Annotated in this window: 10 protein-coding genes; 4 read left to right on the forward strand and 6 right to left on the reverse strand. The window is 37.9% G+C overall.

The genetic code is table 11. The annotated features are described in order from the left end of the window. The first annotated feature begins 65 nt into the window (after positions 1 to 65). The gene (locus AACX68_RS19345; protein WP_228860185.1) at positions 66 to 1,799 is read left to right on the forward strand and encodes a Hint domain-containing protein; all 1,734 of its coding nucleotides are present in this window, start codon (positions 66 to 68) and stop codon (positions 1,797 to 1,799) included. Between the two features lie 919 nt (positions 1,800 to 2,718). Here AACX68_RS19345 and AACX68_RS19350 read toward each other — a convergent pair. From AACX68_RS19350 to ydgH, 6 genes are all read right to left on the reverse strand, one after another. Beyond that, positions 2,719 to 3,750 carry a fimbrial protein gene (locus tag AACX68_RS19350; protein WP_228860186.1) on the reverse strand — a complete coding sequence of 344 codons (1,032 nt, stop codon included), beginning with the start codon at positions 3,748 to 3,750 and terminating at the stop codon, positions 2,719 to 2,721. Between the two features lie 49 nt (positions 3,751 to 3,799). Beyond that, positions 3,800 to 6,346, reverse strand: a complete 2,547-nt coding sequence (locus AACX68_RS19355) for a fimbria/pilus outer membrane usher protein (RefSeq protein ID WP_228860187.1) — start codon at positions 6,344 to 6,346, stop codon at positions 3,800 to 3,802. Positions 6,347 to 6,380: 34 nt separating this feature from the next. Beyond that, positions 6,381 to 7,067 carry a fimbrial biogenesis chaperone gene (locus AACX68_RS19360; protein WP_228860188.1) on the reverse strand — a complete coding sequence of 229 codons (687 nt, stop codon included), beginning with the start codon at positions 7,065 to 7,067 and terminating at the stop codon, positions 6,381 to 6,383. A gap of 128 nt (positions 7,068 to 7,195) precedes the next feature. Then, a complete protein-coding gene (locus AACX68_RS19365) occupies positions 7,196 to 7,717 on the reverse strand; it encodes a fimbrial protein (RefSeq protein ID WP_228860189.1) in 522 nt (173 codons plus the stop codon). Between the two features lie 852 nt (positions 7,718 to 8,569). Continuing rightward, a complete protein-coding gene (locus AACX68_RS19370) occupies positions 8,570 to 9,961 on the reverse strand; it encodes a basic amino acid/polyamine antiporter (RefSeq protein WP_228860190.1) in 1,392 nt (463 codons plus the stop codon). Positions 9,962 to 10,527: 566 nt separating this feature from the next. Further along, complete coding sequence (gene ydgH, locus AACX68_RS19375) at positions 10,528 to 11,481, reverse strand: DUF1471 family protein YdgH (protein ID WP_228860191.1); 954 nt, start codon at positions 11,479 to 11,481, stop codon at positions 10,528 to 10,530. A gap of 412 nt (positions 11,482 to 11,893) precedes the next feature. Here ydgH and pntA point away from each other — a divergent pair, with 412 nt between their 5' ends. The 3 genes from pntA to AACX68_RS19390 all read left to right on the forward strand — a co-directional run bounded on the left by pntA (position 11,894) and on the right by AACX68_RS19390 (position 19,196). Beyond that, complete coding sequence (pntA, locus tag AACX68_RS19380) at positions 11,894 to 13,423, forward strand: Re/Si-specific NAD(P)(+) transhydrogenase subunit alpha (protein WP_228860192.1); 1,530 nt, start codon at positions 11,894 to 11,896, stop codon at positions 13,421 to 13,423. 10 nt (positions 13,424 to 13,433) lie between these two features. Next, the gene (gene pntB / locus AACX68_RS19385) at positions 13,434 to 14,822 is read left to right on the forward strand and encodes a Re/Si-specific NAD(P)(+) transhydrogenase subunit beta (RefSeq protein WP_228860193.1); all 1,389 of its coding nucleotides are present in this window, start codon (positions 13,434 to 13,436) and stop codon (positions 14,820 to 14,822) included. Positions 14,823 to 15,035: 213 nt separating this feature from the next. After that, entirely contained in the window at positions 15,036 to 19,196 is a 4,161-nt protein-coding gene (locus AACX68_RS19390; protein ID WP_228860194.1) for a non-ribosomal peptide synthetase, read from the forward strand. Positions 19,197 to 19,433: the final 237 nt, after the last annotated feature.

A 19,433-nucleotide genomic window follows, 5' to 3' on the forward strand; every position in this document is an offset into this window, starting at 1 on the left:
TTTGAAATTATTTATTTGTGACATTTGTGTTTTATTTTTTAAATTTAATTTATAAGGAAAAAACCATGAATATAATTAAGCGATTTTTAACGTCTTTCTTGTTTTTATTGGTGACGGCATCATTTTGTTATGCTTCTGCTGACATTAATAAACTGTCGTCACAGGAACACGATAATGTAAAAAAATTTTTGAAGGAGACTCATGAAAATAGTAAAGGAGAGCTCCATGTTATAGATCTTACAGTTCCTGAAAATGAAAAAGCCTATATTTCTATTTTGAAGTTGAATGGAATTACAAAAGAAAGTCATCCTGAGTTTTTTAGTGATATTGAAACTATCAAAACAAGGCAAAAAAGCACTTATATGAGTGGGAGGGGTATACAGCTTTCAGAACTTGATGATAAACCTTCACATTATTTAGGTAAGCCTGTAGTTAAGTATGCAAAACCAGATCGCACGTATGTTACTGGTGAGGTTTCTCATTCAATTCACTATCCAGATGACAGTGTCCCTGTATTTTTTCAAGATATGCTGATGGTTTATACAGTGACAGAGGATGGCTCTACTAATGAACTGATCGCTTCAGGCTCCAATCGTCTTGAGAATAAAGGTGTGAGATTTAATACAACGGAAGCAAAAAGTCATACTCCAGAACAACCAAATAATATAGATCAATCTCCTATACAAGCTAATGCGGTATTCCAGTTTAATTTAAATGGAATACCGTATGGACCTTTTCATACATCGAGTAAAAGTGCAGATATTCCAATGAAAATGGAGAATATTGCTCCTGAACCTAAGGATCCAGCCTTAAGGCAAGACCATAAATCAACGATTATTATTTGCTTAAATCGGGCCGATCCTGAACCAGAGCAGGGCTTTCATGAAGAATGTGATTATGGTCCAATGACCCCAGGCAAACCGAACGATCAAACTCACATTCAACTAGAAGTAATTGGATCAGTCACATTCGAAAAGCCTATTGTAACTAATAATGGAACACCTGATCAGTCAATGATTGATTTTACTTTAATAGGAATAAATACCGGGGGAACATGTAAACTACGTGATATTAGTCAGGATAAATTTTTGCAACATGTTACGATCGAGGGTAATGGTAGAACACTTAAGTGGGATTTTTCAAAAGATAAAGGATACGCGGATTTTGGTAATATCTGCTGGGCTAATAATAGTGAATATGCATTAATTATTATGGGGAAAATAATGACAGCGGATGAAAATGATTCTGATAATAAAATCCCGATTGAATTTACTTTCAGTTCCGCACCTAATGTTGAACCCTCAGTTAATAAATTAGAATATAATCCTATCGTCATTCAATATGGTTGTATTATTGAAGGCACTGAAATTGATATGGCTGATGGTTCTAAGCGTAAAGTTGAAGATCTGCGTCGAGGTGATATTTTATTAAGTAAAGATGGTAAAATATTGAGAATAAAAAGTCGTATTGTAGGCTTTGATAATAACTTCATTGATTTACAATATAAGCATGAAAATGATGAACAAATAGTTACATTGACTCCAACACATCCCGTATTATCACAACGTGGAATTATTCGCGCTGAGGATTTAAAAGCGGGGGACACTGTGTATACACGTAACGGTGAAGTTACACTTGATTCAGTAAACAAAAAGAACATTGGGTCTCAGAACGTTTATAATTTTATATTAGAAAATACTAGTGATAAAGATGCATTATTACCAAATGATGCATTATTATATGCAGGAGGTGTTTTAGTTGGTGACAATATACTGCAAGGAAAGTTATCTATTAAATAACAATGTATATAAAGGAACGTGTGATAATTAAATGTTGGTTGGTTATAAGGAGGGAGGAAGTAATTCTTCTTTCCTTAGTTTAATCTCTCAGGGTTTAATTCCCCGTCGCTTGCGACGAACAAATAAGAATTGAACGATGCGAAGCGGGTGATTTCATATCTAAATACCCCGCTGCTTGCGGCGGGGATGTTTATTAATAAAAATGGTCATGCTTCAAATAGTTGGATGCGTATTTTTTTGAAGAGGAAAATTATTCCGTAATTCACTAATTCATTTGCAGTTTGCTATCTTTTGAAAGCCATAGAGAATATGTAAATCTAACTATTGGAGTCATGAGCAAATAATGAGGTAACCATTTTATTGGCTAAAGAAATTAAGTTAATATTTATTTAATCGCCATTGATGAACTACTTATGGACAATTAACATTCAGTGGCGTTTTTTTGCATTCTTTAATATATTTATTGAGGAATATGAATACTATGGTGAACATGTAAACCTGTAAAATAAAAAAAGAGATTGGCTGGTTTTATTAAAAGGTAGTTTTATTCTGGAATTACAAGCAAAGCACCGAGATTGAACCTCAGCTTAAGTTGACATTTTGCGGGTTTGAGCTGTGTCTCAGTGATATAACAATAGATGAAGTGAACACTTTTTATCACGCTTTCAGATCTCGTAATATTTCAATGGCATTAACACCTACCAGACTGAATTTTGGCTATATTTTTGTTGCGCTCGATCCTGATGGGCACGAATTCGTTTGTGTGCAACAGATACAAATGGAATTGAGAAGTTGTGAATTTTTATATTTTCAGCAAGTTGGCTTACTAAGCAAAATATATAGTAACTGATTAGGTGAGTATAAAAAGGGTTGCATGCTAATTCATGCAACCATGAAAAGTAGTGATTAGTGAAATAGTCTATTGATAAGTCAGTGTAATCGTCGCTGTTGCATTGGCTTTACCCGGTGTTACCCGTGCTTCAGTCTGAATATAACGGGCTTGCATCGCAAGAGAGAAATGTCTTACTTGATCGCTGGGCTGAAGGACAATGGATTCACCTTGCGATAAGAATCGATTGAGAAAAATAATTTGTAAACCTACACCTCTTGCTGTGACGTTGTCACTATCTTGATCCAATGCCCAGATATTAGAATAACCATTTTTTGCCGGACGTCCATCGAGTCTCATAGTAGTTTTTGCGTTTGCATCGCAGTCCAGCTCTAAGTTGAAGTCTTTTGTCCGAGTGGCGCTATGCATACCGCGAAATTCACTTGTCCTAACTTTTCCCATATTAACGAGAGTTGTTTTATGAGTAAGGGAACAGCTTGGGGTTGGTGTAACGATTTCAGTCTCAGCTAAATAAAAAGAATGAACAAGATTACCCCCTAATCTGGCTCTGGTCAGGATCCTGCTCTCAATCTTTCCCGTTCCGGTATTTGGTGCAATTTTGATAAGTTGTACCGTTAGGTAACCCCAAGTACGGCCACAGTAATAGGTGTAACTATGAGGCCAGCCGTGAGGGGGATAACAGGTTGTCGGGTAATAGGATATTCTGGGAAACCAATCATGCCCATATGGTTCGTTTGGCCAGTTATTGATACGGATGCCAATTCCGGGCACACCAGAGTCATAAATTGCATCATAATTATAGTGAATAGGGTTAAAATCAGGCGGATCCCAGGATGTTGGAGTCAGACTGTTACAATAGGCGATATAGCCTTTATCATATAATTGATCCAAACGGACTTCTTTAATAGTCGTTCCGATAGGATGATCCTTTGGAACAATTATTTTAGAACCAAAAGAAACCTGTGTTGTGCCACGAGGAACACCTTGGAAAGATTGGCATGTGTAATTCCCATAATCGACCTGATTGGCAAAACTGCTCATTGTGCCGCTGATGCCGACGATAAATATACTCGCCAATAATAATTTTAAGCCCTTAACCATAATTCATTTCCATAATATGTAAAAATATCAAACATATGATCAATAGTTGTTATTTACAGGTGGCATCTAACATGTACAGGCCGGATTCTGGTATTGTTTTTGGAAGTTGATAATTAACCCGGCATTCCTGAGTATCTTTATAACCCCATTTCACCCATATCTGACCAGATTCAGGTATACCACTCATATAGGCCTGCCCATCATTACTGACAATGGTGCTGCTGGGTTCATCTGACTCATTTTGTTGAACTAATGTGGCTGTTGCACCAAATGGAACTTCTTTTCCTTTGTGAGAAAGATTCAGCAAAACGCGATAACCAATGCGAGTCTGGAAATCGGCCAGTGTCAGAGCACCTTGAGTAGGAACAATAGTTTGTGTGCTGATATCGATATCAACATTGTCTCCCATTGAATAGGTATCCAAAGAGATCCGATTTTTGCGATAGCTACTGGCATAAGGAACAATCGCATAACCTCTCCGGTCAGTTGCAATCCCAGTCTGATTCTGGACTTTAATGCCTTTAGCGCCATTGGCTCGGACTAACACCAATGTATCCCCCAATGATTGAGAGAAAGTGATACCGTAGGGATGTGCGACGATTCCACCATTGAGGCTGTAATTTAACTGCTTGGATTGTCTGTTATAGTTATAACCAACGCCAACCTGACCATAAGCACCTTTATATTCTGTAGTGAGGTTTCCACCAATACCTGTGTTACGGTTATCGTAATTTTGCTGAATACTGTAAGCCAGATTGCTATCTTCCAGCGCTGTTCCACTTAAGCTGACCTGATGAGATGTTTCTCCTTTTTTATTATTAGTCAGGTTATAGCTGGCCCAGCTATTTTTTAGCCAGCGATCAAGAGGAATTTGTACGCTGAGCGAGATAATCTGATCTTTATGCTTCGTTCCCGGCAAACTATTATAGGAGTAATTCAGTGTGTAATTGACAGAATTGTAGCTGCTACTGTAACCGGCACTGATATTCCTTTCATAGCCTTTCTGCGACCAGTAATCCTGCTGAAAAGCAGATAAATAAACACCGCCTAAATCACCTAAAGACTGGTTGACATGCATTTGCAGTTTACTGCGTTTGTTGGTGTTGTAACGATTATTGCGGGTAATATCAAATTCATTAACTTCTTTGAAATCATAGAAATCGTGAGTCGAATAACGATAACCGGCTATCGTTAAACTGGTGCCAGTCAGAGTAAGATCTTTTGCATATTGAAACCGATATGATTGCCCGGAAGCACGTATATCTGAAGTTAATTCTGATTTGGCATGTGTTACATCAAAAGAAAAGGAACCCCAATCGTAGAGACTGTAACCGGTTCCCAAAGCAACGGACTGGTAATTTTTTGAGAAAATTGTTCCACCGTATAGCGTGACATTATTGGAAAGCCCGTAACTGGCTGTACCTTGTACAAAATAAGGTGTTTTACTGTGTTGAGCAGACGAACGATATTTTCCGAATGCCAGAGAATGGCGCAGACTCTTTTCCCGCAGCATCACAGGTACAGCCGAAAAAGGTTGTGCAGAACGATGTTCTTTTCCGTCAGCTTCTTTAATGATAACTTCTAAATTTCCACTGGCAGTTGTTGGGTACAGATTATTGATAATGAAAGGGCCGGGAGGAACATAGGTTTCGTAGATAATGTAACCATTTTGCTTAATCGTTACCTGAGCATTACTTTGCGCAATCCCCCGTATCGTTGGTGCAAAACCTCTCAGACTATCAGGCAGCATATTATCATCTGAGACCAGTTGCATACCGCGAAACTGAAAACCGTCAAAAATAGGTGAGGGGGTATAACTATCACCCAAAGTCAATTGGCTTTTCAGAGAATGAATATCACGTTGTAAATAAGTATTCAGGCTTCGCCATTTATTGTTCTGGCTACTGTAAGTCGCGTAATTTCGTAAACGCCAGGCATCCCAGTTGGCACCACTTCTGAGATTAAGAAAATTATGACTGTTTGAACCTGATTGACCATCCAGCCAGTTTGTAGAACCACTATAACTATAATTAACTTGTAAGGAAGTTAGCCCCTGCTGCCATAAATGAGGAGGCACATAATCTCTTACTTTGTTATGCAGAGCAGCTTGAGGAATACTGATATCCAGCCGCTGTTTGTTAAAATCGAAAGAAGATGATGCAGAATCAATATATTGACTAAGGTCCGTGATTTCCGTCTCTGGTGATAAAGCCGCTAAAGCCGGGAATAAATCGATATTGACTCCCATCTCTTTTAGCTGTTTTAGAGTAATTTTGGGAGATAACTTATTATTCACCAGAACAAACTCAACATTACCGGTATCTACTTTTTCCCTGTTGAGATAAGTATCGACCCAATAGCGTCCCGGCGGCTGTTGGTCGTCCTGCATAAAAATTGATAAATCAATATCTTCGGGAAAGCCGGAAAGTGTTTCCAGTGCATTGATATTGAAATAGTCTTCACCGTAAACCTTATCGGAAAGTAAAAGCCATATTGTTGCCAATATACATAAGAATGCTTTTATTGGCTTGAAAAATAACACCAAATTATCAGAAATATTGTATTGAAGACAATGGCGGCTGTTATCCATAATCATTTTCTAGTCCTGATAGATTGTATGAAAGTTATACTCAAAAAATATGCTTTTCTTCTGGTGTTATTCCGCCAAAATCATTAATGGTTTTCCAGGAAACATGATTGATATTTTTAATAGGAATATCCCAGCTCTGTTGACCAAAAGGAGGGAGCATACCGGCTGTCTGGATCTCATGGTTTTTCGAAGCATTTCCAATGCCAAGATAAGCAAAAGAAATATAGTATGGTGTAGGGTTCTCGGCTGTCAGTTTGTTGCCTTCAACCTTGAATTTCAGTGCCTTATAGGCAATGGAAGCGTCTTCTGCCAGTTGAGTAGGGCGGTAAAATAATTTAAAGCGTGATCTTACAGTGATTTGTAACTGATTTTCTTCAGATTTTACTGTTGCCGGAATAGATTTAACATTTAGCCAGAATAGAGATTCTCTGTCAGTTGGTAAATTATCTCCGGTTTTTACAATACGTAATACTGTTTCATTTCCGGCTGTTAATTTAAAAAGTGGGGGAGTAACAATAAAAGGTGTCTTAGTTTCATCATTTTCTCCTTGGATCCAGGATTGAATAAGATAAGAAATATCTGTTTCCGGATTATTGATAGAAATTGATGTCTCTTTTCTATCACCGTTATAAACAACACGAGTGCCACCAATAACGACACCAGCAAAAGAAGTATTAATGCTGAAAGTGCAGATGATAATAAAAATCAAAATACGAAAGTATTTCAAAATAGATACTCCGATAATATTATTTATTATGGTTATATATTAATTAATGTAATTGGAACGTTATTACCATTCACTGGTTATAGCGAATGGTAATAGTTCTTAATTAGGCATTATTGTTCTATATATTATTAGTTATAATCGATGGTAAAATTAGCTACAGCATTACCAGAGCCAGGTTTAACTTCTTTTTGTGTTGCAACATATTTTGCAACAAAATCCAACCCAGTTGAGTTACCTTTAAATTCTTTTAATTTTGAAGATGTTGCAATAGGAATTAGAGTGTTATTGTCATCTTCATAAATGCCGATGGCAACACCGTTAGCTGCTCCGTCCACATTGCTTAAAGCCAAAAGATTCTTATTTACTTCATTAGTTGGGCCATCGAACTTAACCCTTGCATGCTTAACTGTTTGCGGGCAATCAACTAATTTGATACTAAAACGTGTTGCTGAAGCAGTTCTATTCACATCACTTAATGCTTGTGTACTGACTGTTCCCATATTTACAGTTTGATTTTGAGAATTGGAGTCAATTTTACATGCATCAGCCGTTATTATGCCTTTAAATTGGATTTGTCCATCTTCGGCATGTGCCAAAGGCATAAATACAGAAGAAATGAATAAGGATGAAATAATTAACTTGGTTTTCATTTTTAATATATCCCATCCCTGGTGTATGAATACAACAGGGATATAGCTGATTTAATTAACATTAAAGCCGTACAAATATAATACAGCAAATGAGTAGTCTAAGTTGATATCTGAAAGACGGTACAAGAAGATACCAAAGTTCTCTATCCGACAGATATTGCAAAGCATATAGTAGCGATCAATTACCAAAGATCAAAATAATAACTCGACAAAGCACAATATTCGAAACATTAATCTGCCAACTTTCCATAAATAGAATTGTAATTCAGAAAATAGAATATTTTTCAATCGTGAATGTATTTTTATTCTGTCTTATAAGATTAACTATTAATTTCGGGAAATTTCAGAAAATAAATATGAGGATAAAAGTGCTTATTTTTGTGGTTTTATATTTTTCCTATATATTTAACTAAATATTATTTATTTGTGACGCAAGTCTCAAAATTAGCATTAATGCCTGATATTTGACATTAGTCAGTCGCTTTAGCTATTTTTTTTCAAAAAAGTAAAACTTCAAACCAACTCAAGTTAACTGACTGTTAATAATAACTGGTATGACATGATTTGTATGATGAATACTTTAAAAAAGAGCATAACATCGAAACTGAATAAATACTTATGAATAGATCATTTTACCTCCAATTAACCACAGAATTAGTTACAACATACTTTAAAAAGAAACCTAAAACAACACTCATCAATATCGAGTATAAAAAGCTTAATAAGGTTTATTTTTGAAAATGAAGTGGCGGAAAAACAAAAAGAGAGATTTTGAGGATTGTTGGAGGGGGAGAGAAGTTGTTCTCTCCCTATCTTTAACAAAGGATGCAGTTTATAAATATACTGTAAGTATTAGTGCATCAGTAACCATGTAGAAGGAATTGTAGTCAATAATAGAACAGCAATTGCAGATTTCTCTAATTTATTCAGTCTACTACTATCATCCATTTGCTTACGTGCATATAGAAAAACAAGTAATCCTGGTGCATATAGGATGACCGAAAGCAGTAAATGCATTAAGCCAGAGGCATAAAGCAGCCATAAGCCATACATGCAGGCACCTGTGGCAATAAATAGTAAGACACGGTTACTCCGCTCAAAGGCAACTTTTGCTAAAAATGCACCGACTAAAAAGTAAGGTACGAGCACCATTTCTGATGCGATAGAAAGCAGGGTATTGTAATCGCTTCCGCTTAACCAGATTAAAACCAGAGCAACCTGAACAGCACCATTTGTGATCCACAATGAAGATGCTGGTGCTTTTTTGTCATTTTGCTTGCTAAATATTTTAGGAAATGAGTTATGTAAAGAAGCAATGAAAGGTACTTCTGCCGCCATGATTGTCCAGCTCAGGTAAGCACCACAGACAGAAACAATTAAACCCGCAACAATAATGAATTGGCCTGCTGAGCCAATTAACCCTACCATCAGATTTGCCATAGAAGGATTACGTATTGCAGCCAATTCTGGTCTGGTGATCAGACCCAGAGAGAGCAGGGTAACCAGCACATAAACGCCTAATGCTGAAATCACAGCCAACAGGGTTGCAATTCCAATATCTTTGCGCCTTTTAGCTCTCCCTGAAACGACAACAGCACCTTCAACACCAATAAAAACCCATAGGGTTATCAGCATGGTATTTTTGACTTGTTCCCAGACAGGAACTCCCATCTCAATGCCAGTAAAATCAAATGTAAATACATCCATTTTAAAGGCAAAAACGGCCAGAATAATGAATATCCCTAAAGGTAACAGTTTGGCCATTGTTGCTAATTTATTGACGCCAGCCGCTGTTTGTACACCTCTGAGTACAAGCCAGTGAACAAACCAAAGTAAAACAGATTCGCCGATCAACGCCTGCCAGGTATTTCCGTCGCCCAAAATTACGGAATGTTCGGTGTCAGTAAAAAAGCTTAATGCAGCAAAGACAATGACTAAGTAAGAAACATTAGCAATGATTGCGCAAAACCAATATCCCCATGCAGAGCAGAACCCGACTAATTCACCAAAACCTTCTCTGGCATAGGTAAAAATTCCACCATCCAAATCAGGACGCAAACGAGACAATAAAAGTAAAGAAATGGCTAAAAAGAGAATGCCTATGCCTGTGATCCCCCAACCTATCATTAAGGCAGCGGGGCTTCCTGCATTTGCCATATTTTGTGGCAAGCTGAATACACCCGCTCCAACCATCGAACTGAAGACTAATGCGGTCAGAGAAGTGAGGCTTAATTTTTTTTCCAAAGATACGTTCCTAAAAGTCAGATAAAATCAACACGATTAGCCAGAACACTTATTCTGAATATCGAACACATATTGGACATTTATTGCATCCATGCGATGGAATGCAGAAATATTCAGTGGTTAAATCTAAAAACAGGGGGATTTTACGGAGTGAAAGGACTGTATGCAATGGAAAATTATGCAAAAAAACATAAAATTTATGCATAAAAATTTTCATTTCCTAATGAAATAAACAATAAATAGTTTTCCGGCGTTTGATATTCATCGGATTACCAGTCATATCGCAGTGGTAAGGAAATGATACGGTCAACAGAAACAATTTTTAAGGTGACAGGGATACTATTTCAGAAGGGAGGTTAATGTTCATATTATAAACATTATTAATAAGATAGAATTTATTTTACTTTTAATAAACAATCGGTAAACATTTTAGGAAATTGTTTAACTAAAAGTCAGGTAATGAATTTTATAGATATTACAAAAAGTAGATGTATAAATGTGATAGCAATAGGGGAGGAAAATAAAAGAAGTATACATTGTTAATGCATACTTCTTCGGTGAGTTTGTTATTTAAACAGATCTGCGCTAATGGTAACGTTTCCACCATTAGACTGCCACTCACGGGTAACATGGTAATATTTTGCCCCTTTTTCTGCGGCACGCTTAGCGACCTGATAAGATACTTCAGGCGCAGTTGTGTAATAACCGGAGAAAGTGATGGAGTCAAAAGGTACCATTTGGGCGGCAGAGGCTTTATTCAGTTCTTCTATTTTGGTTCCGTTCGGTAGAGTTACAGTGTAACGCCCACCTTTTGATGACTGGGTTTCAAAAAAACGACCAACTATATTACTGGTTGATGTTGATGAAGCGACACCCGGGATTTCTACTTTTTCAGCAGCTTCTCCGCCTTGTTCTAAAGCCTGACGTCCTGCTTCAGAATCAGCCGGGATCACCGCTTTATTCGACTGAACCTGACGCTTTGGTGCATCCTCTTTATAGACATAAGCAGTGACGACCTGATTACCCCCATTGTTTGGTGCAATATCACGGGCAATAAAGAAGGACGCAGCATTTTTCTTTTTAGCTGCTTTGGCGAGAGCTTCTTTCAGATCGGGGTCAGTCGGGAAATAACCACTCACAGTTACTGTATCGAAAGGTTCCAGAATAATAGCTTCAGTTTTAGGCAGTTCTTTAATTCCTCGATAAATACGATATTGAGTCGTCTTATCTACTTTTTCTGCATCCTTATGATAGAGATCAGCAACAACACGTAAATTACCGCTTCCATTAAAATCATCCAGACTTTGAATATAGAAACTGTCAGCGCCTTTTTTATCAGCCTGACGGGAAACTGCATCGGCTGCTTCATAGATTGCATTAAAACGCCCGGTTACTGTAATTCGCTCAAAGGGTTTAATCTCAGCAGCTTTCTCTGGTGTTAATTCTTTCGCTGCATTCGCCGTGGTAATTGTCGTTAAGGAGAACATCGCTGTTGCGATGATCGTGGTTTTCAGCTTCATAAAAAATCCTTTCGCCTTGCGCATTAAAATATTTATAACGTGCTGAACATTGTTCTTTATCACATAGCCTGCAATTATTGCATGTAATAATGTTAATTGTCGCAAAAATTTATTCTATCTAAATAACTGCTTACCTATTTTTGGTAGATGTCGCTAATAATTTTAATAAAAATAGCGATTTATATAAAAAGCATCATGGCTTACATTAAGGGTTGTTTTGCTTTCTACAAAAACTATTATCAACAAAGTTGTATTTTCAATATGATATTATTTCATTTGTTATCACTTAATGCTTTGTTGATAAATCTCATTGATAGGTTTTACTGATAGTAGTAATAACAACAATCGAATCGTTAAATTAGCTTCAGCAGGTAATAATCAGCAATATTTCATTCTTAGAGAAGGAAACATTATGCATATTGGTGTACCAAAAGAACGATACCCCAATGAGGCTCGGGTTGCTGCCACGCCGTCAACTGTAGAGCAATTACTGAAATTGGGATTTAATGTAGTCGTTGAGTCAGGAGCAGGGCATTTAGCCAGTTTTGATGACAATGCTTATCAAAAAGCAGGGGCTGTGATTGCAGAAAATCATGAAGTCTGGCAATCAGATATTATTTTTAAAATCAACGCGCCGGAAGAGAGCGAAATTTCCTTAATGAAGGAAGGCGCTACGCTGCTCAGTTTTATCTGGCCAGCACAGAATCCCCAATTAATGGATAAGTTATCAGAGCGCAATATTACCGTTCTGGCAATGGATTCGGTTCCGAGAATTTCCCGCGCTCAGTCACTGGATGCTTTGAGCTCAATGGCGAATATTGCTGGTTATCGTGCCATTGTTGAAGCTGCTCATGAGTTTGGCCGTTTTTTTACTGGGCAAATTACAGCTGCCGGTAAAGTAGCCCCCGCTAAAGTTATGATCATTGGTGCTGGTGTTGCGGGCCTTGCCGCTATTGGAGCAGCAGGTAGTCTTGGTGCTGTGGTTCGTGCTTTCGATACTCGTCCTGAGGTTAAGGAACAAGTGCAAAGCATGGGTGCTGAATTTCTTGAATTAAACTTTAAAGAAGAAGCCGGTAGTGGAGACGGTTATGCAAAAGTAATGTCAGAAGCCTTTATCAAGGCGGAGATGGAACTTTTTTCTGCTCAGGCAAAAGAAGTGGATATTATCGTTACAACAGCATTAATTCCGGGTAAGCCAGCACCCAAACTGATTACCAGAGAAATGGTTGAATCGATGAAGCCGGGTAGTGTCATTGTCGATTTGGCTGCACAAAATGGCGGAAACTGTGAACTGACAGAAGCCGACAAACTTGTTGTGACAGATAATAGCGTCAAGATCATCGGTTATACTGATTTACCCAGCCGTTTACCTACTCAGTCATCACAGCTGTACAGTACCAATCTCGTTAACCTGATGAAATTGCTGTGCAAAGAGAAAAATGGTGAGATTGCTATTGACTTCGAGGATGTTGTTATCCGTGGCGTTACCGTTATTAAAGAAGGAGAGATCACATGGCCAGCGCCGCCAATTCAGGTCTCAGCGCAACATCCCAAGCCTGAACCCGTCAGGAAAGAAGATAAACCTGTTGAAAAGCCTAAATCTCCGTGGATGAAATATGGATTACTGGCGCTGGCAATGATTCTTTTTGGCTGGCTGGCAAATGTTGCGCCAAAAGAGTTTTTATCTCACTTTACCGTATTTGCTCTATCTTGCGTGGTTGGATACTACGTTGTCTGGAATGTCAGCCATTCATTACATACTCCACTTATGTCAGTTACCAATGCTATCTCTGGGATCATCGTTGTCGGAGCTGTGTTGCAAATAGGTGAAGGTGGCTGGATCAGTTTCTTTTCTTTCATTGCAGTGCTGATTGCCAGTATCAATATCTTTGGTGGCTTCACTGTTACACAACGTATGCTGAAAATGTTTCGGAAAGGATAAGGGGTAACTTATGTCGAACGGAGTAGTCACTGCGGCATACATTGTTGCTGCTATCTTATTTATTTTCAGTCTTGCCGGGCTTTCACGTCATGAAAGTTCGAGACGAGGCAATATCTTTGGCATCATCGGAATGGCGATCGCCCTGATAGCAACTATTTTGGGGCCTGATACAGGGAAAGTGGGCTGGCTTATTCTGGCGATGATTATTGGTGCGGTTATTGGTATTCGTCTCGCTAAGAAAGTAGAAATGACGGAAATGCCCGAACTAGTTGCCATCTTACATAGTTTTGTTGGTCTGGCGGCTGTTCTGGTAGGTTTCAACAGTTTTATTGCCCATGATATTTTTGCTGATGCCATTATGGAAAACATTCATCTGACAGAAGTTTTCCTTGGGATCTTTATTGGTGCAATAACCTTCACTGGTTCAGTTGTGGCATTTGGTAAATTACGCGGGAAAATTTCCTCAAAGCCATTAATGCTGCCTCATCGGCATAAACTTAATCTGGCCGCTTTAATTGTCTCTTTTGTACTAATGGTTATCTTTATCAAAACGGAGAGTGGAGGTTTACAGGTTTTTGTCATGCTAGCCATGACTGTGATTGCTTTAGTGTTTGGCTGGCATCTGGTGGCATCCATTGGTGGCGCAGATATGCCGGTTGTGATTTCCATGCTGAACTCATATTCAGGCTGGGCCGCCGCCGCCGCTGGTTTTATGCTGAGTAATGACCTATTGATAGTAACAGGTGCTTTAGTCGGCTCATCAGGGGCAATCCTTTCTTATATTATGTGTAAAGCGATGAACCGTTCCTTTATCAGCGTTATCGCTGGGGGTTTTGGTAGTGATGGCGTCTCAACGGGCGATGATCAGGAAATGGGAGAATATCGTGAAACAACCGCAGAAGAGGTCGCTGAGCTATTGAGGAATTCTACTTCAGTCATTATTACACCAGGGTATGGTATGGCTGTTGCTCAGGCACAATATCCGGTACATTACATCACAGCAAAATTGAGAGAAAAAGGAATCAATGTTCGTTTTGGTATTCATCCAGTGGCGGGGCGTTTGCCGGGTCATATGAATGTATTACTGGCAGAAGCCAAAGTACCTTATGATATCGTTTTAGAAATGGACGAAATCAATGATGATTTTGCTGAAACGGATACCGTTCTGGTTATTGGAGCCAATGACACAGTTAATCCGGCTGCACAGGAAGATCCAAACAGCCCGATTGCGGGAATGCCTGTATTGGAAGTCTGGAAAGCGCAAAATGCGATTGTTTTCAAGCGCTCGATGAATACCGGCTATGCCGGCGTACAAAATCCACTGTTCTTTAAAGAGAATACACAAATGTTATTTGGTGACGCAAAAGCAAGTGTTGATGCAATATTACGCGCACTATAAACATAAATACCCATAAATTAAAAAAAGAGCCTTGAATGAACATTCAAGGCTCTTTTTTTAATTCTTAAAATGACTCTCTAATTATACTCTGACTTTTAATTGATCATGTGAAGGTGAGATCCTTTTCTATTTAGGAGGTGTGATTTAATTATATCTTGTAGTGAAAATTTTCCGTTTCTAATCGGGAATACTAAAAATGGTTATAGGTGAACTATGAAAACTGCAATTAAAATCGTCAATGAAGCTTTAGAAAATGGTATTAATCTGTTTGTTGTAAATGGTAAACTACAATACGAAACCAGCTGTGACAGTATTTCATCAGAATTATTGAGTGAGTGGAAAAATAACAAGAAACAATTAATTGATTTACTGTCCGGACTTTATTCAAATGGAAAAAAATCACCAGAAATTACCCTTTCTGATAATTACATTTCACCTAAAAATCAATTAATTAAACCCACTTCTTTACATCCGGTTTCATTGGGTAATTCGCGTTCAGAAAAACAACAATTCGAAAAAAATATATATCACCAACATGTTTCAAATAATCTTACATATAAAATAAAAAAATTATGCACTCGGCATGAAGTCATTTTATTTACATTTTTGGAAACTGCTTTTGCAGTATTACTCAGTCATTACAGTAATGAAAAAGACATTCTTATTGGAACACTTACCACAAGAAAAAAGCGTTATGATATTGATTCTTTCATTGGTTATTTCGTTAATTCACTGATTATCAGGACAGATTTATCTACTAATCCTACCTTCAGTGAATTGTTAAAACAAAATAACCATACTATTTTGGATGCATATGCTCATCAGGATATTAATTACCACTCAGCTTTTCAAATTGCTTTCACGTCAGTCAATACTCATCAACAAAATCTCACACAGGAACAGAGTCATCACATTAAGAGCGGAAAGTATCTTCAACTGAAAACCCGACTTGATTTAGACATTCAGGTTTATGAAAAAGATAAGAAAGAACTCTCTCTTTTATGGAGTTATGACACTGATTTATTTGAAAATGTCACAATCAGAAGATTAATCGCCAATTACGAAACTCTACTTACTAATATCGTTAACGTATTGATAAAGAATGATAATGCTAGCCTGACAAATCAGGAACCGTCTGTTTTTAATATTCCATTTTTATCGGAGGCGGAAAAACACACTTTGCTGCATGAATGGAATGGGCCACAGAAGCATTATCAAGCAAAGTGCTGTTTCCACCAATTGTTTGAAGAACAAGCTGCCAGAACGCCTGAAAGTACCGCACTGATTTTTGGTAAGAATTCTCTCAGTTACCGGGCTGTCAATGAACAAGCCAACCAACTGGCGCACTATTTGACTAAGCTGGGTATTAAACCCGATACATTGGTTGCGCTTTGTGTATCAAGATCATTGCAGGGGATAGTTGCACTGTTAGGTATTCTTAAAGCGGGCGGCGCGTATGTACCGTTAGATCCCGCTTATCCGCAAGCCCGCCTTCAGTACATGTTGGAACATAGCAAAGTTGCATTCATCCTGACGGAAACCCATCTGGTAGAAAAATTACCTGTCAGCCAGCAAAAAGTGATTTATCTGGATAGGCAGGACATACAAGGACATCTGCAAAACCAATCAACCGAAAATATCACCGAGTACACAACCCCTTTGACAGAAGATCATCTGGCCTATGTGATTTATACTTCAGGCTCTACCGGCAAGCCGAAAGGGGTGATGGTAAAACATAAAGGCTGGGTGAATCTGGCACTCTCGCAGGCGGCCTTATTTGGGATTGATGCAAACAGTCGGGTATTGCAGTTTGCTTCCTGTAGTTTTGTTGCGATGACCACAGAAATGGCGATGGCTTTTTCTTGTGGCGCAGCGTTGTGTTTGCTCTCAGAAACACAGCAGTGTAACCCTGAATTGTTGGATGAGGAGGCTGAAAGATATCAGATTACCCACGCGATGTTACCGCAGGCGCTATTACCTCATTTGAATTTCAATAAATGGAAGTCTGCCACCAATTTGCTATTGGGGGGAGAAGCTGTTCCTCCACAAATTGCTATCCGCTGGAAACCGGGTAGAAAACTGTTTAATGCGTATGGGGCTACAGAAACTTCCTCCATGATAACCGCAGGATTATTGCACGATGACAAAGTGACGATTGGAAAGCCATTACCTAACGTAATTGCCCGCATTCTTGATCCAGAAGGTAATCTGCTGCCAATTAGCGCTATTGGGGAGCTACATATCGGCGGCGTTCAACTGGCAAGAGGTTACCGGAATTCACCGGAAATGACAGAAAAGCAATTTATCCGCGATCCATTCAGTTCATCATGTGCAAATTCGGATACAGAAAATAGACTTTATCGGACAGGTGATTTAGTCCGTTGGACATCAGACGGGCAATTGGAGTTTATCGGGCGTATTGATTCACTGGTGAAAATTCGTGGTTATCGCATCGAATTAGGTGAAATTGAAAATATATTAAGTAGACATGACGCCTTAAGCAGTGCTGCTGTCATCGCTTACGGTGCGGACAATGAAGATAAGAGGCTGATTGCATACGTTTGTCCAAATAGTAAATGGATTGCTGAAAGAGGTACTGAATTTGATGCTGTAGGTAGTGAACTTTCAGGGTTACTTGAATCTTTTCTGAGCCAGCATCTGCCTGATTATATGGTTCCCCACATTTATATCCTGCTGGAGCAAATGCCACTCACGCCAAATAACAAAGTAGATAAAAAATCTCTGCCAGAGCCAGATAACCGTACATTGCGCCAGAAAAATTATGTTGCACCAAGAAATGAAGTTGAAAGGGAACTATGCTTATTATGGCAAAACCAATTTGAAATTAATCAGATAGGTATTTATGATAATTTTTTTGCGCTGGGAGGGCACTCACTTTTAGCGACTAAGATTATTGCATCTATTAAAAGTAGGCTGAATAGTCATTTCAGTCTGTATCAATTATTCACAAATCCAACCGTCGCGCAGGTTGCTGATGTGATTAAAAAGACTGAAAAGCCTGAAATACCTGTTTCTGAATCGATACAAAAATTTCCAGATGGAAAAATACCGCTCTCTTATGGCCAAAAAATGCTTTTCCCTTTAAGGCAGGTAGGAAGATTAGAAACGTGTTTTCATATTCCTATTGTTTTACTTATCAATGGAATACCTGATCACTATGCTCTGGAAAAAAGTCTGAATATACTTGTAAAACGGCATGAAATTTTGCGATTAAAATTTTATCAGGAAAATGAACAAATATTCGTAAAATCTGAAAACGATATGACGGTTAATTTACAGGTTGTCAAATTGCAACCAGATGGGATAGAAAAAGAACAGATACTCAAGAAAATTAGCCGTTTTTGGCAAGAAGAACATAAAGTACCTTTTGATATTTTTAATAAACCATTAATTAGAGCATTCTTATTACCTATTTCAGAAAAAAATACAGGTTTACTATTTGATATTAACCATATGATTTTTGATGGATGGTCAATAAATGTTTTTGTGAAAGAACTTTTTCAATTATATACAGCTTATTTACAGGGAGGAAAAACCACACTTCCACCTGCTGGAACTCAATATTCAGATTATATCTATGATTTACAAAGACGTAATAAATCAGCTGAGTACCAAAGACAACTTGATTTCTGGAATCAGCAATTTGCGAGTATTAGCGAGAAACATGGTTTTTTCCCTGACTTTAGTCATAATGCAACCTCAAAAGGCCTCTTTAACATTCGCTATATCAATATTACTGATTCTGTCACTCAAGCAGTATCAAAGTATTGTGAGTTGAACAATACCACACCTTATATGTTATTTATGGCTCTGTTCCATGCATGTATATTTATGCATTCAGGCGTATCACAAACGGTGACAACTTCACCGATATTTGATCGTACCACTCATGAAAGCCAGCAAGCCATAGGCTTATTTTTAAATGGACTGTTAGTGAAGTCCTCTATCAATAAAGAGATGAGCTTAGATGATATTATTCAGCAGGTCAGGCAATTTGTTTACGAGGCAATGAAAAACTCAGATGTTCATGTGACCTTACTCATTGATTCAATTGGTGAAAAAATGAGAGATGCACTGTTTAATGTTGTATTTAATTACATGAACATAGATGATCATGATGACAAATTATTCACTAATCTAGGCATAGAACCCGTACAATTTACCCCAACGCCTTTCAAGTCACTTGGAATGATTTTTTTCAAAAAATCTCAAAATACAGTATGTGAATTTACCTATAATACGGAATTATACTCCGAAAAAACGATTGATAGCTTACTTAGATATTATGAAAAGTTCATGAATGTTATTGAGTCAGGCCGGGAAAAAGAGCGAATCAGTAATTTTCACCACTAAAATATTCAGAATAAAATCTAAATTAACAACGAGGTGGATAAATAACAATCAAAAATATCCTCATGGATGAGGTTCGTTTTCCATTTTTCATTATCAAATTTGATATAGGTTTTTATCTAACAAAAAATATTATGCTTTAGTTTTGTTTTTGATAACCAAGTCAAACAATAAATTTGATGGATTTTAATGATGGTATGTTAAGATGAACATCAATCGATTCTTATTGTTAATTGAGTG

This window comes from Xenorhabdus sp. PB61.4 (assembly GCF_963894935.1).
Classification (GTDB): Bacteria; Pseudomonadota; Gammaproteobacteria; order Enterobacterales; family Enterobacteriaceae; genus Xenorhabdus; species Xenorhabdus stockiae.